Raw genomic sequence first — 23,321 nt, forward strand, 5'->3', positions numbered from 1 at the left:
CATGCACGGCGCATCGATTCGTCATCAGTCACCCGCCCCCGGCCGTAACAAGCCGGTGCCGCGGGGTGCCAGCCGGATGGTGGCTAAAGAGCCGATGTCGGTGCGCCTGCCGAAAGCCAACTTCAGCATTTTCAAGCGGCTGATGTGGCCGGTGCTGCTGGTGGCCCTGGGTTTCGGTACCTACGAAGGTGCCCAGCGCCTGTTGCCCTATGCCGATCGGCCGATCAGCAAGATCAACGTGCAGGGCGACCTGAGCTACATCAGCCAGCAGGCGGTGCAGCAGCGGATCGCGCCGTACGTCGCGTCGAGCTTCTTCACCATCGACCTGGCGAGCATGCGCACCGAGCTGGAAACCATGCCGTGGATCGCCCATGCCGAGGTCCGGCGTGTGTGGCCGGACCAGGTGGTGATCCGCCTGGAAGAGCAATTGCCGGTGGCCCGCTGGGGCGACGGGGCGTTGTTGAACAACCAGGGCCAGGCGTTCGCGCCACGGGAACTGGCGAACTACGAGCATCTGCCGCAGTTGTTCGGTCCCCAACGGGCCCAGCAACAGGTGATGCAGCAGTATCAGGTGTTGAGTCAGATGCTGCGCCCGCTGGGTTTCTCGATTGTCCGGCTGGAACTGCGTGAACGCGGCAGCTGGTTCCTGACCACCGGCGCGGGCAGCTCGGGGCCGGGGATCGAGTTGTTGTTGGGCCGCGATCATCTGGTCGAGAAGATGCGCCGTTTTATTGCCATTTATGAAAAAACGCTGAAAGAACAGATTACGAACATTGCCAGCATCGATCTGCGTTATTCCAACGGCCTGGCCGTCGGATGGCGGGAACCTGTGGCACCCGTGACGGCCAAACCCGCCGTTGCGAAGAATTAAGAAGAGGCAGGACCATGGCAAACGTGCAAAGCGGCAAAATGATCGTCGGACTGGATATCGGTACCTCCAAGGTGGTGGCACTGGTGGGCGAGGTCGCGGCCGATGGCACGCTGGAAATCGTCGGTATCGGCACCCATCCTTCCCGTGGCCTGAAGAAGGGCGTGGTGGTGAATATCGAGTCCACCGTGCAATCGATCCAGCGTGCGGTGGAAGAAGCGCAACTGATGGCCGGTTGCCGGATCCATTCGGCGTTCGTCGGCGTGGCGGGTAATCACATCCGCAGCCTGAACTCCCACGGGATTGTCGCGATCCGCGACCGTGAAGTCAGCGCGGCGGATCTCGAGCGTGTGCTCGATGCGGCCCAGGCCGTGGCGATTCCGGCGGACCAGCGGGTCCTGCACACCCTGCCGCAGGACTACGTGATCGACAACCAGGAAGGCGTTCGCGAACCCCTGGGCATGTCCGGCGTACGTCTGGAAGCCAAGGTCCACGTGGTCACCTGCGCGGTGAACGCGGCACAGAACATCGAGAAGTGCGTGCGTCGCTGCGGTCTGGAAATCGACGACATCATTCTTGAGCAACTGGCTTCGGCCTACTCGGTGCTGACCGACGACGAGAAAGAACTGGGCGTGTGCCTGGTGGATATCGGCGGCGGCACCACCGACATCGCGATCTTCACCGAAGGCGCGATCCGCCACACCGCGGTGATCCCGATTGCCGGTGATCAGGTGACCAACGACATCGCCATGGCGTTGCGCACCCCGACCCAGTACGCCGAAGAGATCAAGATCCGCTACGCCTGTGCCCTGGCGAAACTGGCCGGTGCCGGTGAAACCATCAAGGTGCCGAGCGTCGGCGACCGTCCGCCACGCGAGCTGTCGCGCCAGGCCCTGGCCGAAGTGGTCGAGCCGCGCTACGACGAACTGTTCACCCTGATCCAGGCCGAACTGCGTCGCAGCGGCTACGAGGACCTGATTCCGGCCGGCATCGTGCTGACCGGTGGTACCTCGAAAATGGAAGGCGCGGTCGAACTGGCCGAAGAGATTTTCCACATGCCGGTGCGCCTGGGCGTGCCGCATAGCGTCAAAGGGCTGTCGGACGTGGTCCGCAACCCGATCTATTCAACTGGGGTAGGGCTGTTGCTGTACGGGCTGCAAAAGCAGTCGGACGGCATTTCCCTGTCCGGCTACAACGGCGGCAACAGAAACGACTATCGCGATGAAGAACAGAAAGCACCTGTGCTGGAGCGCTTGAAGCGCTGGGTTCAGGGCAACTTTTAAAGTTTCAAAGCAGTAGAAGTAGGCGAAAAAACTAGAGAATGAAAGGAGAGGGAACATGTTCGAACTCGTAGACAACGTCCCACAAAGTCCGGTAATCAAGGTTATCGGCGTAGGCGGTGGCGGCGGCAACGCTGTTAACCATATGGTCAAGAGCAACATTGAAGGCGTCGAGTTCATCTGCGCCAACACCGATGCCCAGGCCCTGAAAAACATTGGCGCGCGGACTATCCTGCAACTGGGTACCGGCGTGACCAAGGGCCTGGGTGCCGGCGCCAATCCGGAAGTCGGTCGTCAGGCCGCTCTGGAAGATCGCGAGCGCATCGCCGAAGTGCTGCAGGGCACCAACATGGTGTTCATCACCACCGGCATGGGTGGCGGTACCGGTACCGGTGCGGCCCCGATCATTGCCGAAGTGGCGAAGGAAATGGGCATCCTCACCGTTGCGGTGGTGACCCGTCCGTTCCCGTTCGAAGGCCGAAAGCGCATGCAGATCGCCGATGAAGGCATCCGCGCGCTGAGCGAAAGCGTCGACTCGTTGATCACCATTCCCAACGAGAAGCTGCTGACCATCCTGGGTAAGGACGCCAGCCTGCTGTCGGCTTTCGCCAAGGCTGACGATGTACTCGCCGGTGCCGTTCGCGGTATCTCCGACATCATCAAGCGTCCGGGCATGATCAACGTCGACTTCGCCGACGTGCGTACCGTGATGAGCGAAATGGGCATGGCGATGATGGGCACTGGTTGCGCCAGCGGTCCCAACCGTGCACGTGAAGCCACCGAAGCGGCGATTCGCAACCCGCTGCTCGAAGACGTCAACCTGCAAGGCGCGCGCGGCATCCTGGTGAACATCACCGCCGGTCCTGACCTGTCCCTGGGTGAGTACTCCGACGTGGGTAGCATCATCGAAGCCTTCGCCTCCGAGCACGCCATGGTCAAGGTCGGTACCGTTATCGATCCGGACATGCGCGACGAGCTGCACGTGACCGTGGTTGCCACCGGCCTGGGTGCGCGTATCGAGAAGCCTGTGAAGGTCATCGACAATACGCTGCAGACCAGCCAATCGGCTGCCGCCCAGACGCAAGCACCTTCGCGTCAGGAACTGCCGTCGGTGAACTACCGTGACCTGGATCGTCCGACCGTCATGCGCAACCAGGCCCAGGCCGGTGCTGCGACTGCCGCGAAGATGAACCCGCAGGATGACCTGGACTATCTGGATATCCCGGCTTTCCTGCGTCGCCAGGCCGATTGATGGAATGTATCAGGAGTATTAGGGTGATTGGTGTTCAGCAAAGGCCTGGTCTGCTATTATCGCCAGCCTTTGTTGATACCTGTTCGCAATTTGCGCTGAAGCGGCCCATGCCATGATTAAACAACGCACCCTGAAAAATATTATCCGTGCTACAGGTGTCGGCCTGCACTCCGGCGAGAAGGTCTACCTGACCCTCAAGCCCGCGCCTGTGGACACCGGTATCGTGTTTTGTCGTGCCGACCTCGACCCTGTGGTGCAGATTCCTGCTCGCGCGGAAAACGTTGGTGAAACCACGATGTCGACCACGTTGGTCAACGGTGACGTCAAGGTGGACACGGTTGAGCACTTGCTCTCGGCCATGGCCGGCCTGGGCATCGATAACGCCTACGTCGAGCTCTCCGCGTCCGAAGTCCCGATCATGGATGGTAGCGCTGGACCCTTCGTATTCCTGATTCAATCTGCCGGCCTGGAAGAACAGGACGCAGCCAAGAAGTTCATCCGCATCCTTCGTGAAGTCTCAGTGGAAGACGGCGACAAGCGCGCCACTTTCGTGCCTTTCGAAGGTTTCAAGGTGAGCTTTGAGATCGATTTCGATCACCCGGTGTTCCGTAACCGCATCCAGAGTGCCAGCGTGGATTTTTCCAGCACTTCGTTCGTAAAAGAAGTCAGCCGCGCCCGGACCTTTGGTTTCATGAGTGATATCGAGTACCTGCGCAAGCACAACCTCGCACTCGGCGGTAGTGTGGAAAACGCCATCGTGGTCGATTCGGATGGTGTACTGAACGAAGACGGCCTTCGTTACGAAGACGAATTCGTCAAACACAAGATCCTCGACGCTATCGGTGACCTCTACCTGTTGGGTAATAGCCTGATTGGTGAGTTCAAAGGCTTCAAGTCCGGTCACGCCCTGAACAACCAGCTTCTGCGTAAGCTCATCGAGCAGAAAGATGCCTGGGAAGTGGTGACCTTCGAAGACGCCAGCACCGCGCCGATCTCTTACATGCGTCCCGTTGCGGCCGTGTAACGACTCTCTCCTTTTGTTGTATTTGAAAGCCGCCCTCGGGCGGCTTTTTTTATATCCCTTCCCTTGTCGAAGCGAGCTTGCTCCGGGCGGCGTTCCGGCGAGGGTAGTCCAGACACCGCGGGGTATCAGATGCCGCGTGTTATCGTTGACGTCCATCGCGAGCAAGCTCGCTCCTACAGGGGGCGCTTACAACCGGTCGAGGCTGGCATGCACCGCACGATCGCGGCCTTCGTGCTTGGCCTGGTACAGCGCCTGGTCGGCTTTGCGCAGCAACTGCTCCACGCTACCGTCGCTGGGCGGCGAGGCGGTGCTGGCGCCGATGCTGACGGTAATCGCCCGATGGTCGCCCTTGAAGGGCGCCAGTGCGGCCATGGCCGTGCGGATCTTTTGCGCCAGGTTCATTGCCCCCTGCTCATCGGTTTCCGGCAGCACCACGGCAAACTCTTCGCCGCCATAACGCGCCGCCATGTCGCCAGGACGCCGAATGTTGTCACTGATCACCTGGGCCAGCCGCCGCAAGGCCTCGTCGCCGACCGGGTGACCGTGGCGGTCGTTGAAGGCCTTGAAGTGATCAGCATCGATCATCAGTACCGACAGCGGTTTGCCGGAACGCTGTGCCCGCGCCCATTCGGTCGCCAGGCCCTGGTCCAGCGCCCGGCGATTGGCCAGGCCGGTCAGCGAGTCGGTGGCGGCCAGCTGCGCCAGCTCCTGCTCGGCGCGCTGGCGTCGGCGCAGTTCCCGGGCCAGCAGCCAACTGAGCCAGAGCAGGCCGATACAGAGCACGCCCGTGGCCAGGCCGACCAGGCGGGTCGTGCGTTTCCAGGCGCCATAGACTTCGTCGGCGGACTGGGACACCACCACGATCAGCGGTAGCGTGCCGACCTGGGAAAAGGTATAGAGCCGCTCGCTGCCATCGATCCCCGAGGTGGTGCTGAAGCTGCCGTTGCCTTGTTTCAGGATCCGGATGAAGTTGGGGTAGTTGCTGAAGTCCTGGCCGGTCAGCTCGTCGGGCAGTGGCGTTTGTCGGGACAGCAGGGTGCCGTCGGTGCTGACCAGGCTGATGGAACCGCCTTTGCCGACGCTCAGGTTCATGAACAGCTCATCGACGTAACTCAGGCGCATGCCGGCGGCGGCCACTCCCAGGAACTCACCGTCCGCGGAGGTCATCCTGCGGCTGAAACTGATCAGCCAGGGATACGGGGCCCGGCGGGACTTGAACGGGTGGCTGATCATCAGGCTCGGGTCCGGGTCGCCCTCGTGGGACTGGAAATACTCACGATCGGAAAAGTTCTCGGCCCTGGGGATGACCGACTGGGAGTCGGCGACCACATTGCCCAGTCGGTCCAGCAGCAGGATATCGCTTTTGTGCGAGGTGCTCGAGGCGCGGTCGAACAGGGCGAGATGACGGACTTCGGGAGCGACCGTGCGCAGGTCCTGGCGCTGCGAGGCCTGGATCAGCCCCTGTAATGCGAGGTCATAGAGCTCGATGTTGCGCGATACATCGGCGTCGATCAGTTGCACGATATTGCTCGCCGAGCGCGCGGCGGCCTCGGTGGCGCTGCCGCGCTCGCGGATCAGCAGAAAGGTCACGATGGCAAGCATGGCGATCACCGTCATTCCGCTGACCAGCATCAGCAGGGTTTGCGGCTTGACGGAATTTGCCGGGGCGTGAGGAATGGTCGCACTCTCGATTACATCGGTTTATTGGCGCATGTATACGGCCCACGCAAGAAAAAGGCCAGTCTCTTGAGACTGGCCTTTGCTGTTCTGTCCCTGGAGTGCTTCAGGCCGGCAGGTAGAGGCCGAAGGTATTGATCCCGTCGCGGCTGCGCACGAACACATCACCGCCATGCATCAGGGCGATGGCCTTGACGATTGCCAGGCCCAGTCCGTGGTTGGCGCCGCTGTTGCTGCGGGAGGCGTCGACCCGGTAGAAACGTTCGAAGAGCCGCGAAAGATGCTCGGCGGCAATCGCTTCGCCGGGGTTGGATACGCCAATGGCGACCCGCTCGCCCTCGCGTTCGATGCGTACCACGATCACCTGGCCCGGCACTGTGTGCTGCACCGCATTGCTCAGCAGGTTGATCAGCGCCCGGCGCAGGTGGGCGATTTCGATCTGTACCTGGGCATCGCCGCTGACCCGTACCTGGACCTGGGCGTCTTCGAGAATGAAGTCCAGGTAGTCCAGGGTGGTCGCCACCTCTCCGGCCAGCGAGGTGCTGATCAGCTTGGTGGCCTTGCTGCCCTGGTCGGCGCTGGCCAGGAACAGCATGTCGTTGATGATCGAGCGCAGGCGTTCCAGCTCTTCGAGGTTCGATTGCAGGACCTCGAAATAATGCTCGGCCGAACGTCCGCGGGTCAGGGCCACCTGGGTCTGGCCGATCAGGTTGGTCAGCGGCGAGCGCAACTCATGGGCGACGTCGGCGTTGAACGACTCGAGGCGCGAATAGGCATGCTCGACGCGTTCCAGGGTCGAGTTGAAGGAGTTGACGAACTGGCTGAGCTCCGGCGGCAGCGGTGACAACTGCAGGCGCCCGGACAGCCGTGGCGGTGCCAGCTTCTGCGCCTCCTCGGACAGCTTGATCAAGGGTTTCAGGCCGATCCGCGTCACCCAGTAACCCAGCACGGACGCCAGGGCGATGCCGGCGATGGCCAGGCCGATCAGGGCGATCAGCAGGTGGTGTTGGGTCTGTCGGAAGGTTTCGGTGTCGATGGCGATCAGGAACTTCAACGGTGGGCGAGGCCCCTTGGCCGGCAGGGCGTTGACCAGCACCTTGAAGGGGTAGGCGTGTCCCGGCAAGCGCAGGTCGCGCATGCCCGCGGGGCCTTCGGCGAAGGCACGAACCAGGCCGTCGGGGGTGCCGTACTCGTAGTTGCTATCGCCGCTGACCACCCAGAAACGAATGCGCTTGTCCTCTTCGCCCAATTGCTTGAGCTTGGCGCTGACCTTGGCCCAGTGCTCCAGGGTGCTGTCGCGATTGAGTGAGGACAGCAGCACGCTGGAGCGTGCCTCCAACTCGGCTTCCGGCAGCAGGCCGAGGCCCTCGCCGACCTGCTGGTACAGGGCCCAGCCGATCAACAGGAACACCAGCAGCGCCACGCCGCTGAACAAGCCGCTCAGGCGCAGGGCAATGCTGTTAGTTGGCACTGCGGCTCTCCAGCACGTAGCCCATGCCGCGGATGGTGTGCAGCAGTTTCTGTTCGAACGGCCCGTCGAGCTTGGCTCGCAGGCGCTTGATCGCGACTTCGACGACGTTTGCGTCGCTGTCGAAATTGATGTCCCAGACCATCTCGGCAATGGCGGTCTTGGAGAGGATTTCGCCCTGGCGCCGGGCCAGCACGCTGAGCAGCGAGAACTCCTTGGCGGTCAGGTCCAGGCGCATGCCGGCGCGGCTGGCCTTGCGGCTGATCAGATCGACCCAGAGGTCGGCGACGCTGATCTGCACCGGCTCGTGGCCGCCGCCGCTGCGCCGGGTCAGGGCCTGCAGGCGGGCCACCAGTTCGAGAAAGGAAAAGGGTTTGCCCAGGTAGTCGTCGGCGCCCTCGCGCAGGCCGCGAACACGGTCTTCGACGCGCTCGCGGGCGGTGAGCATGATCACCGGGGTCTGCTTGCGCGCCCGTAGCGCCTTGAGCACGCCGAAGCCATCCAGCTCCGGCAGCATCACGTCGAGGATGATCACCGCGTAGTCGCTTTCCAGCGCCAGGTGCAGGCCGCCGACGCCATCGCGGGCGAGGTCCACGGTGTAGCCCTGCTCGGTCAGGCCGCGGTGCAGGTAATCGGCGGTTTTTTCTTCATCTTCGATAATCAGAACGCGCATGAACCCGCCTCAGAGTGTGATCGCCGGCGCGGGCGCCGGTGTCGGCCGATGGAAAAGCCGCTCAAGCCACAAGTATATGACGGGGGTGGTAAAGAGCGTCAGCGCCTGGCTCACCAGCAGGCCACCGACCACGGCGATCCCCAGGGGCTGGCGCAATTCGGCGCCGGTACCGTGGCCGAGCATCAGGGGCAGGGCGCCGAGCAGGGCGGCCAGGGTGGTCATGATGATCGGCCGGAACCTCGTGATACAGGCCTTGTAGATCGCCTCCTCCGGCGACAGCCCGCCACGCTGGGCTTCCAGGGCGAAGTCGATCATCAGGATGCCGTTCTTCTTCACGATACCGATCAGCAATACCAGGCCGATCAGCGCCATGATCGAGAAGTCCTGGCCCAGCAGCCACAACATGATCAGGGCGCCGAGGCCGGCGGACGGCAGGGTGGAAATGATTGTCAGCGGGTGCACGAAACTTTCGTAGAGCACCCCGAGGATGATGTAGACCGCCACCAGCGCCGCGAGGATCAGCCACGGCTGGCTCGCCAGGGAACTCTGGAAGGCCTGGGCCGCGCCCTGGAAGTAACCGTTCACCGAGGCCGGCATGCCGATCTCGTTCTTCGCCTGGTTGAGTTGCAGCACCGCATCGCCCAGGGCCACGCCAGGGGCCAGGTTGAACGACAGGTTGGCGGCCGGGAACATGCCGTCGTGGGCGATGGACAACGGGCCGCTGGTGGGCACGTCGAAGCGCGCCAGGGCCGAGAGCGGGACCATCTCACCGGTCAGGGGCGAGCGCAGGTAGAAGTAGTTCAGGCTTTCGGCCTTGCCGCGCTGTGCGGCGTCCAGTTCGAGGATCACGTTGTACTGGTTGGTTTCGGTCTGGTACTCGTTGATCTGCCGCTGGCCGAAGGCGTCGTAGAGGGCTTCGTCGACATCGCTGGCGGTCAGGCCGAAACGCGCGGCGGCGCTGCGATCGATGTTGATATGGGTGACGCTGCCGCCCGTTTGCAGGTCGTTGGACAGGTCGCGAAACGCCGGGTAGGTGCGCAGTTTTTCCGTCAGGCGCTGGGTCCAGGTGTTCAGCGTGTCGCCGTCATTGCTCTTGACCACGTACTGATACTGGGCCCGGCTCGGGCCGGAACTGAGGTTGATGTCCTGGCCCGCCCGCAGGTAGAGGACGATGCCGGGAATCTTCATCAGCTGCGGGCGAATCCGGTCGATAAATGCGCTGGCCGAGACATCCCGCTGGTCCTGGGGCTTGAGGGCGATCCAGAAGCGGCCGTTGGCGATGGTCTGGTTGCTGCCGGACACACCCACCGAATGAGAGAACGCCTGCACCGCCGGGTCGGCCGCAACGATCTCGGCCAGGGCCTTGTGCTTGGCCACCATATCGGTGAAGGACACATCGGCGGCGGCCTCGGTGGTGCCGAGGACGAAGCCGGTGTCCTGGATCGGGAAGAAGCCCTTGGGAATGAACACGTAGCCGGCGATGGCCAGGCACAGGGTCACGCAGAACAGCCCGAACATGGTTCTCTGGTGCGCCAGGGCGCGCCGCAGGTTGCGCTCATAGACGGCCAGCAGGCGCTCGCCGAAGCCCGGCTTGGAGTGTTCGTGATGCACCGGCGCGCGCATGAACAGCGCGGCCAGGGTCGGTGCCAGGGTCAGCGAGACCACCACCGAGATCAGGATGGTCGAGGTCGCGGTCAGGGCGAACTCCTTGAACAGCCGGCCGACCACGCCGCCCATGAACAGCAGCGGAATAAACGCGGCGATCAGCGAGAAGCTGATGGAGACCACGGTAAAGCCGATCTCCCCGGCGCCCTTGATCGCCGCTTCGCGCATGCCGTCGCCGGCCTCGAGGTGGCGGTGGATGTTTTCCACCACGACAATCGCATCGTCGACCACAAAGCCCACGGCGATGACGATTGCCACCAGGGTCAGGTTGTTCAGGCTGAAGCCCATCACGTACATCAGGGCAAAGCTGGCCACCAGGGACACGCCGAGCACCGAGGAAACGATCAGGGTCGCCGACAACTGGCGCAGGAACAGCGCCATCACCGCCACCACCAGCAGGATGGCGATCAGCAGGGTCATTTCCACTTCATGCAGCGAGGCGCGGATGGTCTGGGTCCGGTCGATCAGCACCTTGACCTGCACCGAGGCCGGGAGCATGGCTTCGAGGCCCGGCAGGGCGGCCTGGATGCGGTCCACGGTTTCGACGATGTTGGCCCCCGGCTGGCGGGAAATCACCAGGTTGACCCCCGGTTCGTCACCGGACCAGGCTTGCACGTAGGCGTCCTCGGAACCACGGATGACCCGGGCGACATCCTTGAGCTGGACCGGCGCGCCATTCTTGTAGGAGACGATCAACTGGTCGTATTCCTCCGGCTGGAACAACTGGTCGTTGGTCGACAGGGTGGAGATGCTTGACTTGCCGTACAGCGCGCCCTTGGCCAGGTTGAGGCTGGTCTGCTGGATCGCCTGGCGGATATCGGCCAGTGTCAGGCCGATGGCCGCCAGCTTGTCCGCCGAGGCCTGGACCCGGATGGCCGGGCGCTGCTGGCCGGTGATGTTGATCTGGCCGACGCCGTCGATCTGGCTGAGCTGACGGGCCAGCAGCGTTTCGGCGTAGTCGCTGAGTGCGGTGCCGGGCATCTGGCTGGAGCTGACGCTGAGGATCAGCACCGGGCTGTCGGCCGGGTTGACCTTGCGCCAGGTCGGCAGGGTCGGCATGTCCTTGGGCAGCTTGCCCGAGGCGGTGTTGATCGCCGCCTGGACTTCCTGGGCGGCGGTGTCGATGCTTTTGCTGAGGGTGAACTGCAACGTCAGGGTGGTGGTGCCCAGGGCGCTGCTGGAGGTCATCTGGGTCATGCCGGGGATGGCGCTGAATTGCACCTCCAGCGGTGTCGCGACCGAGGACGCCATGGTTTGCGGGCTGGCGCCGGGGAGCTGGGCGGAGACCTGGATGGTCGGGAACTCGGCTTCCGGCAGCGGTGCCAGGGGCAGGCGCGGAAAGGCGATCGACCCGAGCAGAACCAGGGCGAAGGTCAGCAGGATGGTCGCCACCGGATGGTCGATGCACCAGGCCGAAACGCCGCGGCTTTCCTTGATCATGGCTTGGACTCCAGGGCGGCCTGGCGGTCAGCCATTTTCGGCTGGCCCTGCACTTCGATCCGCGAAGTCGGCTTGAGCCGCGACTGGCCGTCGCTGACCAGCACATCGCCGGCCTGCACACCGGTGATGATGTTCAGGTCGCTGTCCTGGTAGGCCATCTGCACCGGCACCACTTCCACGCCGCTGCCTTTGACCCGGTAGACGAAGTAGTTGTCCAGGCCGCGCTGGACCACCACGGGCGGCACCACCAGGGCGTTGTGTTCGAGGGCGGTCTGGATCTTGATGTTCACCAGTTGGCCCGGCCAGAGCTTCTGGCCCTTGTTGCTGAATTCGGCCTTGGCCTTGATGGTCCCGGTACCCGCCGCGACCTGGTTGTCGATCAGGGTCAGGTGGCCTTCGCCTAGCAGCAGGCCGCTATGCCCGTCGTCGCCGAGGAACGCCCGGACCGGCGCAGGTGGAGTGGTGCCGAGCAAGCCTTGCAGGGTCGGCAGCATTTGCTGGGGCAGGGAGAACTCCACGGCGATCGGGTCGATCTGGGTCACCGAGAACAGGCCCTGGGCATCGCTCATGCGCAGGAAGTTGCCTTCGTCCACGGCACGGATACCGACTCTGCCTGTGACCGGCGAGTGGATCTGGGTATAGGACAGTTGCACCTGCGCCGAGGCAATCGCCGCCTGGTTGCCTTGCGCGGTGGCTTTCAATTGATTGACCAGCGCTTGTTGCTGGTCATAGGTCTGCTTGGAAATGCCGTCATCGACCGTCAGCAACTTGTAGCGCTTGAGGTCGACTTCCGCCACCTGCAACTGCGCCTGGCTCTGCGCCAGTTGGGCCTTGGCCTGCGCCAGGCTGGCCTGGATCGAACGGTCGTCGAGGGTCGCCAGCAGGTCGCCTTCCTTGACCAGTTGCCCTTCCTTGACCAGCAGCTTGGTGAGGATGCCGTCGATCTGCGGGCGGATCACCACGCTGTGCAATGACAGTACCGAACCGATACCGCTGACATAACGCGGCACATCCTGCTGGATCACGCTGACCACGGTGACCGGCACAGCGGTATTGGCGCTGGGTTTGGCCTTGGGCGCTCGGGTCAGGGTCCAGGTCGCGGCAGCGGCCACGAGGACCACCAGGCCAAGGATCAACGCGGTTTTCTTCGGGATACGCATGCTGTCAGGACGCCGGAACAAAGGGATGGGAAGGTGAATGCTGGCAGAACAGTAGCTCCTTTATAACCCCCCAACCGGGTCAGCAAGGTGACGGCTACCTGACAGGGCTGTCAGAAAACCGTCCGTCTTATAACACGCCCGGGTATTAAAGCCGCTATCGCTTTGGACGATAACGATAAAGAGTGTTGTTGGCGGACAAACACTATTGATATGTCCTACGGATGATTCTTTGTTTTCTGGTGCATGGGCCTGAAGTGATCTTTACTGGTGAATACCGACCCTGCTTTGGGAGTGTTGGAAATGAACGGAAAAATAGTAAGTCTCGGTGTGCTGTTGCTGATCGCTGGTGGTTTCGACATACAGGCCGTGAATGGCGCCGGACAGATCAGGTTTTTCGGGGAAGTCGTGGAGTCCGGTTGCGAAGTCGGGACATCGGCAGCCGGTCATCCCGGGACCGACAGCCGATTGCTCAAAGTCTCTTCCGCAGTCAGTTTGAATGTCGACACAGCGGCCAATGCCTGTCGCGATGGGCGGGTGCCTTTTAGCGCAAGCTATCAGCCCCTGGCGTCGAGTGTCACGACCCGGCAGGTGGCAACGCAAGGCGTGGTCACCCTCACGTACAACTAAGTTGTACGTGGGCTCAAGCCCTCGTGGTTGCGGGTTGCGTGTATAGACGGGCTGCCGGACAGGTAAAAATCCGGCGGCCTGCACGAGCGCATGGGTCCGGTACTTGGCCATATCGAGCAAATCGTACTGTTTGCAGCTATTCAGCAGGGTATCAGAATAATATCAGTGTGCTGGAAAGTTGTGTTTCAGCGATAAGTTATTTCGTTGAAAGAGTGTGAGTGTTAAACGGTGATTGTTCTTTTTTCTTGGGGTTTTGAATGACGCCGAGCTCTGACAGTATTGGCGTTCCTCTTTGTAAGCGGGCTCTTAGTTTTCCAATCGATAAGGGCTTACAGCGTAATAAATTCTTCGGGTCTATAGTGCTCGCCACCCAAGTAATGGGTGCAAACGAATTAACTCGAAGGATTGTGTTCGCATGAAAAATATCTCGATGACCCTGGCTTTATTGGCGGCAACTCTGGGGGCAGTGACTACCGCACACGCAGCCAACAGTGGCACGCTGAACTTTACCGGTGCCTTGACCAACACCAGTTGCGAAGTGTCTTCCGGAGGCGGTTCGGCCGATAACATTCCGGTGGACCTGGGCCGTGTGTCGTTTGCCGATATCGGCAATCGCACCGACTCGCGACTGGGCACCGCGAAAAACATCGACCTGGTGGTGACCTGCCTGCAACCGGCGGCGGAGAACACCGTGCATATGTCGTTCCGGCCGTCACAAACCGACACCAACGATCCTTACCTGTTGACCACCGCCGGGGCCGCCAAGGGCGTCGGCATCGGCCTGGTACGCCGCGACAGCGACGCCTTCCTCAATATCCAGGATCCTACCGACACCATTGATGGCGTCCTTGAGGCCAGCGGTACCGGCTCCCGTGGCGAACTGGCCCTGCGGGCGGTGTTCGTCAAGAACGGTGTGCCCACGGTCCCCGGTGCCGCGACAGGCACTGTGCCTTTTGTCCTGACTTATAACTAAGCGGCTTTCTTGAACGGAGCTTTGCACGGCTCCGTTCTTTTTTTCATTGAAATGGGTAGTTCACATGCGGAACGTTTTTGCTCCGATGACCGGCATTGTCCTGGCAATGTGGATAGGAGCCGATGCGCGGGCGGGTATTGTGTTGAATACGACACGGGTGGTGTATCCGGCGCAAGACAAGGAAGCGGTACTCAGTGTACTGAACAATAGCTCCTCGAGCATATTGCTGCAGTCCTGGCTCGAAGCCGAGGACGAGGTCACCCGGGAGTTGCCCTTTGTGGTGGTCCCGCCCTTGGTGCAATTGCCTTCCGGGGGACGGCAGACGGTGCGGATCATTCATTCCGGGGCCGCGATGCCGGCGGACCGTGAGTCGCTGTTCTGGTTGAACGTGCAGGAAATCCCCCAGGCCAGCGAGCGGGAGAATGTCCTGCAGATCGGCATCCGTCAGCGCATCAAACTGTTCTACCGCCCTGGTCGGCTCAACGACGATGTCGAGCAGGCGCCGGCGCAACTGCGTTGGAGCCTGCCCCGGGGTGGCGTGCTGAATGTGGTCAATACCGGGCCCTATCACGTGACACTGGTGGACATTCAGTTGCTCTCCGGCGGGCATCGGGTCTTGCGCAGGAAGAACTCGATGCTGGCTCCGGGGCAGTCCGCCGACTACGACCTGCAGGAGCATGCCCAGGCCCAGAATGCCCAGCTGAATTTCAGTGTCATCAACGACCACGGGGCGCTGGTGCCTTACCGGTTGTCCTCGGGCGACTGGACCCAGGGCCAGGCGCAACCGCTGGGCAGTTAGTCAGCGTCTTCGATCGTTATCCGATTTTTTCGATGCCGGACCCCGCGCGCAGGTCAGGGCATTGTGCGGGCGGAAGGAACCCGTCTGGAACACACTTCAAGTTATCGTATTGTGAAGGTGCACATGGATTGGCTTTATCAGCGAACAAAGGAAGTTCTCGCGTTATCACGTCATGGGAGCAACGGTGGTTTCGTACGTTCCCTGTTTGAGAGGGCTCGAGGCCCGTGGGGCTTCAAATGGTCATTGGGGGTGGCGCTGATTGCGCCGGGCGCTGCCTTTGCCGAGCCGTCGGGGGATGAAAGCGGGCAGGGACCCCGCTTCAATACCGCCTTTATTCACGGCGGTGAGCAGTCGGCGGACCTGAAGGCCTTCCTCGAAGGCAACAGCGTCGCCCCGGGTACCTACCGGGTGGATATCTACCTCAATCGCAACCTCAGTGCGCGCCGGGACCTGGTGTTTTCCCGCAATGCCGCGACCGGCCAGGTCGAGCCGTGCCTGACCTTGCCGGTGCTCGACGACGTCGGACTGGACCTGGAGCGCCTGCGCAGCCTCGGGGTGTTGACCGACGGCACGGCGCCCGAGCAGTGCTTCGATTGGCGTCGCCTGGACCAGGCCAGCGTCGACTACCAACCCAACAGCCTGCAACTGAATATCAGCGTGCCGCAGATCGCCTTGCGCCGCAGCGCCCGCGGCTACATTTCCCCGCAGTTGTGGGACCGCGGGGTGAACAGCGCTTTCATCGACTACAGCTTTATCGGTAACCGTCGTGAGGTCACCGGGATTCGCACCGACAGTTACTACCTGGGCCTGAACAACGGTGTGAACCTCGGCGACTGGCGCCTGCGCAACCAGTCCTCGCTGTTGCAGGGCACCGATCAGTCGGCGCGTTGGAGCAGCAACAGCACCTTCGCCCAGCGCGACCTGACGGCCTGGAAGAGCCAGTTGACCCTGGGCGAGACCTATACCGATTCACGGGTTTTCGACAGCGTGCGGTTTCGCGGTGTCCAGGTCGCCACGGACGACGGCATGTTGCCGGACAGCGAGCGGGTCTATGCGCCGACCATTCGCGGTGTGGCCGAGAGCAACGCGACGGTGGAAATCCGCCAGAACGGCTACCTGCTCTACAGCTCCAATGTGGCGCCCGGGCCGTTCGAAATCCGCGACTTCTACCCCAGCGGTTCAAATGGCGATCTGCTGGTAACGGTGATCGAGGCCGATGGCCGGCGCCGCACCTTTACCCAGGCGTTCGCCTCCCTGCCGATCATGGTGCCCGAGGGCACCTTCAGCTACAGCGTCGAAGCCGGGCAATACGACAGCAACAGCAGCGGCTACCAGACCCCCGGTTTTACCAGCACCACCCTGATCTACGGCCTGACCGAGCACCTGACCGGTTATGGCGGCCTGCAACTGGCCGAGGACTACCAGGCCAGTAACCTGGGGGCGGGTCTCAATACCGGGTTGGGGGCGATTTCGGCGGACCTGACCCATTCGGTCAGTCGCCAGCCGGCAACGGACCTGGGGGGGCAGAGCGTGCGCCTGCGCTATGCCAATACCCTGAATGCCACCAGCACCACCTTTGCCATCGCCGGTTATCGCTATTCCAGCGAGCAATACCGCACGTTCGACCAGCATGTGCAGGAGCGCAGCCAGCCCGGTCTGATCCTGCAGGGGCGGGCCAGGGACCGGGTGGATCTCAATCTCAGCCAGCCGCTGGGCACCGGAACCTTGAGCGTTTCGGCCCTGGAGCAGCGTTTCTGGGACCTGCCCGGCACGTCCCGGCAGTACAACGTGACCTACGGTGGTTACTGGCGCGACCTCAATTACAGCCTGTCCCTGGGCCGCGCCGAAGTCACGGATATCAATGGCCAGGCCGGTACCGATCATCAGTTGACCCTGACCCTCTCGATGCCCTTCGGCAGTCCTGAGCGGGCGACCCGCGCCTCGTTTACCGGGGTACGCGACAGTGAGGGCGGTTCCAGTGCCCTGGCCGGCGTGACCGGGCGCCTGCCGGAGAGTCGCGACACTTTCTATTCGGTGCTCGCTGGTAACGATGGCAGCGGTGCCGGTGCGGGTTCGGCCAGCTTGAACAGCACCACGTCCGTCGGGCGTTTCGAGGCCGGCTACAGCCATGGGCGCGATTTCAACAGCTGGAACCTCGGGGCCCGGGGCTCGCTGGTGGCCCACGGCGGTGGTATCAACCTCGGCCAGTCCCTGGGCGACACCTTTGTGCTGGCGCAGGTGCCGGGTGTCAGCGGGGCCCGTTTCAACAATTTCAGTGGTGTCGAAACCGGTGCCAACGGTTATGCCGTGGTGCCTTATGCACAACCTTACCGGGCCAACTGGATCAGCCTCGATACCCGCGACCTGGGGGCCGATGTCGAGGTGGATAATGCCATCGCCCAGGTGGTTCCGCGGCGTGGCGCGGTGGTCCTGGCCACCTTCAAGGCCAGTGCCGGGCGGCGCGTGCAGTTCGAGCTGAGCCAGGCCGATGGCAGCCCGATTCCCCTCGGCGCGAGTGTTCAGGATGCCACCGGCCGGACCTTGGCCGTGGTCGATCCGAGCAGTCGCGCGCTGGTGCTCAGCGAGCAGGAGCAAGGCGTGCTGAGCGTCAGTTGGTCGGATCGGCGCTGCCAGTTTTCCTTCACGCTGCCACCCAAGGACCCGCAGCGGACCTACGAACGGATTCGTGGGGTGTGCCAGTGAAACGCTTGGGTGTGCTGGCGTTGCTGCTGGGTTTGTACGCCGGCGGCCCGTTGCAGGCCGCGGTGTCCCTCAGCGGCACGCGGCTGGTGTTCGACGGGCGCTTTCGCGAGGTGAGTATCGAAGCGCGCAACCGTGGGACGGAGGAGGTCCTGTTGCAGGCCTGGTTGAGCGACGTGAGCGAGGGGGCGGAGCCGGCGGCGAATTTGCCCTTTGTGCTGACGCCGCCGCTGTCGCGGCTGGCGCCGGAGGGGCGTCAGGTCTTGCGCCTGATGTATGAAGGGTTGGGCATGCCGGCGGGGCGTGAGTCGCTGCTGCACCTGTATGTGCTGGAAATTCCCCGCACCCGCCCGGGCGACGGGCTGCTGAATATCGCGATCCGCCAGCGGATCAATGTGTTTTTTCGTCCGCCCGGGCTGCCGGGGGATCCGGCGGCCACCCCGCAACGCCTGAACTGGACACTGGTGCGCGACGACAGTGGCGTCCATCGACTGCGGGTGGAGAACCCGACGGTGTTCCATGCCGCCCTGCTGAATATTCAAATCGAGGAGCCACGCCAGGGCACCCCCCAGCGTCAGGGGGACGATTTGCTGGTCCCGCCGGGCGAGCGGCGGGAACTGATCCTCGCCCGTTCCCCTGCGCAGCACTTGCAGTTCAAGGCGCTGACTGACTACGGCGGTCAACGCGCCTATCGCGCCCGGTTGGCCTTCGGTACGCCGTTCAACGCGTCACTGAGTGGCGACACCGCCCATTCCGAACAGAAGGTTTTATCCCATGACTAAGTTTGATTGTCGTGCCTGGCTGCGTCCGTTGTTGTGTCTCGGACTCTTGAGCCCGGCCAGCGCATTTGCCTTGACCTGCACCTTGCAGGGCAGTGGCGCCACCCTGGTCAACGCCGACCTCGGCAGCACCGTCGCGATCCCGGCCTCGTCGCCCAATGGCAGCGTGATCTGGCGCTCGGAACCGCTCAACCTGGCGGTCGATTGCGCCAGGGACAATCCCCAGGGCGGCGACGAGGACGTGTTTATCTACCTCAATCCGGCCGGCCAGGTGATCGGCCAGGGCATCCGCGCCGGTTTGACCCATGACGGCGTCGATCATCGCCAGAGCAGCGGACGCATCGCGACCGGGCGGCGGGTGTCGGGGTGCCTTGAGGGGAACTGCCCGCCGTTGAGTTTCAATCTGGCCTTCTCGGTGTTTATCGAGAAATTCGGGCCGACGCCGCCTTCGGGGGTGGCGAGCAATCTGCAGGACTATCGTCTGTTCCAGCTGGACGGCAGCGCTGGGCCGAGCGCGGGCGGACATTCGCTCAATTACGTGATCAACAACCTGTCCGGCCTGCGCTTCGTGGCCTGTGATGCGCAGTTGCAGGTGATTCCCGAGACCGTCGATTTCGGTCGGGTCGCCATCGAACGGGTGGTCATGGGCCAGGTCGCCGCGCGTCGTCCTTTCGCCTTGCACACCAGTCGGACCTGCGACACCGCGTTCAGCCTGGACGCGCGCTTGAAGCCGGTATCGGGCAGTGTCTCCGGGGAGCTGCTGATTCCCCAGGGCAATGATGGCGTGGGCATCCGGATCGTCCGGGCGGACGGCGGCTTGGGGATTCCTTATAACCGCTCCTTTCACCTGGCCGACCTGTTGGGCGAAACCCGGGCGGCCATGGCGCGCTTCGATGCCGAGCTGGTGTGGAACAGTGATCGGCCCAAGGCCGGGCCGTTCTCGGCCGGGGTGGTGGTCGATTTGTTCTATAAATGACCGTTGGCGGCGGCGCGGGCAGGGTGCTGGCAGGTATACTGCGGTCTTTCGGTTCGACCTGATCCGTCCCGCCTTTTCGGAGCTTCCATGACTTCCCCTGAACAACCGTCCGTTTCCGCCAACCCGGGTGAAGAGCCTGTGGTCGAGGCTGAGCCTGCGGTCAGCGAAAAGCCCGCCGTCCCGGCCTTCAGTTTTCCGTTCAACCCCGCTGAATTCGCCGCTGCGAAAAAGGCCGGCCAGACCTGGTACCAGAAAGGTGGCAAGGACGGGCATCACGAGAGACCGGGCCGCGCGCCCAATGGCACGCGTCGGTCGATGGGCAAGCGCTGAGCCTTGAGTCCGGCTTCGCCCATAGGGTCGCCATCACCAGCGACTTGGTGCCAAAAAAGTTGATCGTCTTTGAATTGTCATGAAGATGGCTAAATGCCAAGACCCTGAGCTAGATCAGTGTTTTGCTTTTCCGTGCGCTTAGAGTCGACGCCCTGCCGACTCCTCTCACTTTCTGAGCGCGCGTTCCATGAAGATCAATCTCCCGATTACCGGGCGAAATGTAGATGTCGCCTTTGATGCCAACATCCTTTCGACCACCGATCTGGACAGCACGATTACCTACGCCAATCCTGACTTCATCAGGATCAGCGGCTACAGCCGTGAGGAGCTGCTGGGTTCGCCGCATAACCTCTTGCGTCATCCGGACATGCCCGCCGAGGCTTTCGCCCATATGTGGCAAACCCTCAAGGGCGGACGCTCGTGGATGGGGCTGGTCAAGAATCGCTGCAAGAATGGCGATCACTACTGGGTCAGTGCCTACGCCACGCCGGTGACCCGCGACGGTCAGACGGTGGAGTACCAGTCGGTGCGGACTCGGCCCGACGCTGCCCAGGTCGAGGCCGCCGAGCGTTGGTATACCTGGTTGCGCAGCGGACGCTTGCCCTGGCGTCAGCGCCTGCCCAGCCTGCGTGTGCAGACCCGGCTCTGGGCGCAGGCCAGCGCGGTGTTTGCCGTTGTCCTGGCACTGGGGCACGGTTTTTCCGGGCAGCCGCTGGCGGTCGAGTTGGGGCTCTGGGCCCTGGGCAGCGTGCTGGTCGGCGCGTTCACCCACTGGGCGCTGCGCCCGTTTGCCGAACTGACGGCGAGAGCCCGGGAGATCGCTGACAACCCCTTGAGCCAGGCGATCTACACCGGTCGTAGCGACGAGTTCGGTCAGGTCGGCTTTGCCCTGAGCATGCTGGAAGCCCAGGTCGGCGCGGTGGTGGGACGTATCGGCGATGCCTCGCTGCGCCTGTCCGGGCATGCCCAGGCGCTGGCCCGGCATATTCAAAGCAGTCATGCCAGCACCCTGGATCAACAGGCTGAAACCGACCAGGTCGCGGCGGCGATTCAGCAGATGAGCGCCAGCGTGGCCCAGGTCGCGAGCAATGCCCAGCAGGCCTCCGAGGTGGCCGACCTGGTCGGTAGGGAAACCCACGAAGGCCATCAACTGGTGGGAGACAGTCGCAGCGCGGTGCTGCGCCTGGCCAACGAGCTGGCGCGGGCTACCGAGGTGATCCTGCATCTGGAAAGCCACAGCACCGAAATCTCCACGGTATTGGAAGTGATCCGCGGGATTGCCGACCAGACCAACTTGCTGGCGCTCAATGCCGCCATCGAAGCCGCCCGTGCCGGGGAGCAGGGTCGCGGGTTCGCGGTGGTGGCCGACGAGGTACGGGGGTTGGCCCAGCGCACGCAGCAATCGACCAACGAGATCCAGCGCATGATCAGCAATCTGCAGGAAGGCGCGTGCAATGCGGTGCAAGTGATGCAGCACAGCAGCCAGCAGGCCGAGGACAGTGTGCAACAGGTCCAGCAGGCAGCCGATGCCCTGGCCGGGATCAGCCAGCGGGTCAGCCGGATTACCGCCATGAGCCAGCAGATCGCTTCGGCGGTGGAAGAGCAAAGCACCGTCAGCGAGGACATCAGCCGCAATATCGTCAGCATCCGCAATGCCTGCGAGGCACTGGTCAATGTCGGCCAGCAGAGTCATCTCAGTTCGGGGGATGTGGCGGGGCTGGCGGATGACCTGCGTTCATTGGCCCAGGAGTTCTGGCGCAAGCGCTGCTGAACCTCCATGCTGGCAGGCAGGGTCAACGCGATCCCTTGTGGGCGCCGGCTTGCTGGCGATGAGGCCCGTGAGCCTTGCATCGCCCGATCGGCCGCCATCGCCGGCAAGCCGGCTCCTACAGGTCCGTGTTTCTCCAGGCGGATCTTTATCCGAGGTCAGGCCGCCTGCAAGGGGATAAAGGCGTAGGTGGTCGCCGCTTCGCTCACTACCCGGGCCCCTTCTGCCTGCAACTGCTCGGCGATGGCCGGTCCGGAGACATGGAAGCTCCACTCGCTCGCCGCCGGCCAATGCGTCAGCTGTTGCACCTGCTCAATCGCCTCCGCGAACGCCGGCATCAGCGGCAGGTAGGCGGTGAAACCGTCGCCCTTGAGTGCCGTGGTGCGAATCCCCAGCCGTGCGCAAATCACTTCCTTGGCCTGGATATCGTCACGATCGGCCTGACGCGAGGTTTCGATCAGCCGCACCAGTTCCGGGTCCTGCAACTGCCCGCCGACGATCAGCAACGGCTGCGTGTCCTGCCAGGCCTCCGGCGGACAGTCCTTGGCTTCGGGACGCAGCGGGATATGCGGGTTGATTTCCATCGGGTAGATCCGGCACACCAGTGGCCGCCGTTGATAGATCCGGCAGAGCAGGTCTTCGTCAAGATTCCGACAGGGCCCCACGTTGTAGGCGGCAAAGGTGATGGCGACGCGGGCTTCGGCGTGACCGCTGGGTACGCCCCAGGAGCGGCGCAGCACGTGATCGCGTTGCTGTTCCGGCTGGCCGAGGCCATCGGCCAGGAAGGCCTCGACCAGAACGATCACCTGGCCGCCGTCCGCTGCCCATTGCCGGGCTTCGGCCAGTGTCAGGGGGACATGGTGATCGGTGCAGCATTTGCCGCAACCGACGCAGGAAAAGTGGGTGCTCATAAGTGAACCGACCGAAGGACAAGGACTGGGACGGTGACGTAATTCCGTTTTGTTTCACCGTATGGGCTTCGGTCAAAGCAAGTTATGCGCCAGCCACTCAGTTGCTGCGGGCGGGCATGACCGAGTCCCATTCGGTGACGACGGCGGTCTTGCTCTTCTTGTTGTACAGGCACAACTCGGTACCCGGCTGGTTCTTCATGTGCGCCTGCGGATAGCGGCCGTGCAGCAACAGAGCGGTGTAACCGACCTTGTCGTCGAATTGCGCGGGGTTGCCCACGGGTTTGACGTTTTTCAGCTTGCTGGCCTTGGTGCAACTGGCAACCACGGTTTTGTGGAAGTTCGCCCAGGCGTCGGGGCTGGCGGCCTGGACCTGGCTGGCCAGGGTGACGAGGCTGATGAAGAGCAGAGTGAAGGTTTTCATGACAGGTCTCCTTCAAGGGCGGCGGGCAAAGGAGGGATTATGCCTGAGCCGGGCTGACTTCATAGCGTTCGATAAAGCGCATGCCGACCCGCTCGTACAGGCGCCGGGCGCCGAGGTTGTTTTCCATGACCTTGAGGTCGACGAAGGCTTCGCCGCGGGCGGCGAACACCTTGAACGCCTGGCGCAGCAAGGCCAGGCCCAGGCCTTCGGCGCGGCGACGCGGGTGCACCACCAGGTCCTTGATATAGGCGCTGGTCCAGCACAGCGCGACACCGGCCACGCCCTGTTCGTCGAGGGCGACCAGGCACAGCGCGGGATCGAACTCGGCATCGCTGGTGAAATGTTGGCTCCATTGGGCGAAGTCTTCGACCTGGCCGCCGCCATCCTGGTAACCGTGCTTGAGCAAGGCATGCACCGGCTCCATCAGCTGTGCGCGCAATACGCCGATACGGATGCCGGCCGGCCATTGGGGAATATCCAGCAGGTCGTCGAGGTCCTTGCGCAGCAACTGGCAGTGGCGGTCGGGCATC

20 protein-coding genes are annotated in these 23,321 nt (G+C 63.0%); 12 read left to right on the plus strand and 8 right to left on the minus strand.

The features are described from left to right. Position 1 precedes the first annotated feature (1 nt). The 4 genes from M5C56_RS13825 (at position 2) to lpxC (ending at position 4,424) form a co-directional block, all read left to right on the plus strand. Positions 2-871, plus strand: a complete 870-nt coding sequence (locus M5C56_RS13825) for a cell division protein FtsQ/DivIB (RefSeq protein WP_103494533.1) — start codon at positions 2-4, stop codon at positions 869-871. A gap of 14 nt (positions 872-885) precedes the next feature. Then, the gene (ftsA, locus tag M5C56_RS13830) at positions 886-2,151 is read left to right on the plus strand and encodes a cell division protein FtsA (RefSeq protein WP_100941307.1); all 1,266 of its coding nucleotides are present in this window, start codon (positions 886-888) and stop codon (positions 2,149-2,151) included. 55 nt (positions 2,152-2,206) lie between these two features. Then, positions 2,207-3,400, plus strand: coding sequence for a cell division protein FtsZ (ftsZ, locus tag M5C56_RS13835; RefSeq protein WP_103494534.1), 1,194 nt, complete (start codon positions 2,207-2,209; stop codon positions 3,398-3,400). Between the two features lie 112 nt (positions 3,401-3,512). Further along, on the plus strand, positions 3,513-4,424 hold the full coding sequence (gene lpxC, locus M5C56_RS13840) for a UDP-3-O-acyl-N-acetylglucosamine deacetylase (RefSeq protein WP_103494535.1): 912 nt from the start codon (positions 3,513-3,515) through the stop codon (positions 4,422-4,424). A gap of 186 nt (positions 4,425-4,610) precedes the next feature. Here lpxC and M5C56_RS13845 read toward each other — a convergent pair whose 3' ends face one another. The 5 genes from M5C56_RS13845 to M5C56_RS13865 form a co-directional block, all read right to left on the minus strand. Beyond that, entirely contained in the window at positions 4,611-6,056 is a 1,446-nt protein-coding gene (locus M5C56_RS13845; protein WP_103494536.1) for a sensor domain-containing diguanylate cyclase, read from the minus strand. A 151-nt stretch (positions 6,057-6,207) separates the two neighbouring features. Further along, entirely contained in the window at positions 6,208-7,572 is a 1,365-nt protein-coding gene (locus M5C56_RS13850) for a heavy metal sensor histidine kinase (protein ID WP_103494537.1), read from the minus strand. Further along, positions 7,562-8,242, minus strand: a complete 681-nt coding sequence (locus tag M5C56_RS13855) for a heavy metal response regulator transcription factor (protein WP_103494538.1) — start codon at positions 8,240-8,242, stop codon at positions 7,562-7,564. The genes M5C56_RS13850 and M5C56_RS13855 overlap by 11 nt, the downstream gene beginning before the upstream one ends. Positions 8,243-8,251: 9 nt before the next feature. After that, the gene (locus M5C56_RS13860) at positions 8,252-11,347 is read right to left on the minus strand and encodes a multidrug efflux RND transporter permease subunit (RefSeq protein ID WP_103494539.1); all 3,096 of its coding nucleotides are present in this window, start codon (positions 11,345-11,347) and stop codon (positions 8,252-8,254) included. After that, a complete protein-coding gene (locus M5C56_RS13865) occupies positions 11,344-12,507 on the minus strand; it encodes an efflux RND transporter periplasmic adaptor subunit (protein WP_103494607.1) in 1,164 nt (387 codons plus the stop codon). Before M5C56_RS13865 ends, M5C56_RS13860 begins: the two co-directional genes overlap by 4 nt. A 300-nt stretch (positions 12,508-12,807) precedes the next feature. On the opposite strand from M5C56_RS13865, the gene M5C56_RS13870 reads away from it, so the two are divergent. The 8 genes from M5C56_RS13870 to M5C56_RS13905 all read left to right on the plus strand — a co-directional run bounded on the left by M5C56_RS13870 (position 12,808) and on the right by M5C56_RS13905 (position 21,462). Next, positions 12,808-13,134: a hypothetical protein gene (locus M5C56_RS13870; RefSeq protein WP_103494540.1), complete on the plus strand. Its 327-nt coding sequence runs from the start codon at positions 12,808-12,810 to the stop codon at positions 13,132-13,134. A 415-nt stretch (positions 13,135-13,549) separates the two neighbouring features. After that, positions 13,550-14,107 (plus strand): fimbrial protein, encoded by a 558-nt coding sequence (locus M5C56_RS13875; protein ID WP_103494541.1) that lies wholly within the window; start codon positions 13,550-13,552, stop codon positions 14,105-14,107. Between the two features lie 64 nt (positions 14,108-14,171). Beyond that, positions 14,172-14,906 carry a molecular chaperone gene (locus M5C56_RS13880; RefSeq protein ID WP_103494542.1) on the plus strand — a complete coding sequence of 245 codons (735 nt, stop codon included), beginning with the start codon at positions 14,172-14,174 and terminating at the stop codon, positions 14,904-14,906. A gap of 255 nt (positions 14,907-15,161) precedes the next feature. Further along, positions 15,162-17,609 (plus strand): fimbria/pilus outer membrane usher protein, encoded by a 2,448-nt coding sequence (locus M5C56_RS13885; RefSeq protein WP_247263177.1) that lies wholly within the window; start codon positions 15,162-15,164, stop codon positions 17,607-17,609. Further along, the gene (locus M5C56_RS13890) at positions 17,600-18,388 is read left to right on the plus strand and encodes a molecular chaperone (protein WP_247263164.1); all 789 of its coding nucleotides are present in this window, start codon (positions 17,600-17,602) and stop codon (positions 18,386-18,388) included. Before M5C56_RS13885 ends, M5C56_RS13890 begins: the two co-directional genes overlap by 10 nt. After that, positions 18,381-19,361, plus strand: a complete 981-nt coding sequence (locus M5C56_RS13895; protein ID WP_103494545.1) for a fimbrial protein — start codon at positions 18,381-18,383, stop codon at positions 19,359-19,361. Before M5C56_RS13890 ends, M5C56_RS13895 begins: the two co-directional genes overlap by 8 nt. 87 nt (positions 19,362-19,448) lie before the next feature. Further along, positions 19,449-19,691: a hypothetical protein gene (locus M5C56_RS13900; protein WP_103494546.1), complete on the plus strand. Its 243-nt coding sequence runs from the start codon at positions 19,449-19,451 to the stop codon at positions 19,689-19,691. 187 nt (positions 19,692-19,878) lie between these two features. Then, positions 19,879-21,462, plus strand: a complete 1,584-nt coding sequence (locus M5C56_RS13905) for a PAS domain-containing methyl-accepting chemotaxis protein (protein ID WP_103494547.1) — start codon at positions 19,879-19,881, stop codon at positions 21,460-21,462. A 155-nt stretch (positions 21,463-21,617) separates the two neighbouring features. Here M5C56_RS13905 and M5C56_RS13910 read toward each other — a convergent pair whose 3' ends face one another. The 3 genes from M5C56_RS13910 to M5C56_RS13920 all read right to left on the minus strand — a co-directional run bounded on the left by M5C56_RS13910 (position 21,618) and on the right by M5C56_RS13920 (position 23,320). Next, entirely contained in the window at positions 21,618-22,370 is a 753-nt protein-coding gene (locus M5C56_RS13910) for a YkgJ family cysteine cluster protein (protein WP_103494549.1), read from the minus strand. 97 nt (positions 22,371-22,467) lie between these two features. Beyond that, the gene (locus M5C56_RS13915; protein WP_103494550.1) at positions 22,468-22,791 is read right to left on the minus strand and encodes a hypothetical protein; all 324 of its coding nucleotides are present in this window, start codon (positions 22,789-22,791) and stop codon (positions 22,468-22,470) included. Between the two features lie 37 nt (positions 22,792-22,828). Next, positions 22,829-23,320, minus strand: a complete 492-nt coding sequence (locus M5C56_RS13920) for a GNAT family N-acetyltransferase (RefSeq protein WP_103494551.1) — start codon at positions 23,318-23,320, stop codon at positions 22,829-22,831. Between the last annotated feature and the right edge of the window lies 1 nt (position 23,321).

It is taken from the genome of Pseudomonas sp. MWU13-2862 (assembly GCF_023242495.1).
Lineage (GTDB): Bacteria > Pseudomonadota > Gammaproteobacteria > Pseudomonadales > Pseudomonadaceae > Aquipseudomonas > Aquipseudomonas gingeri_D.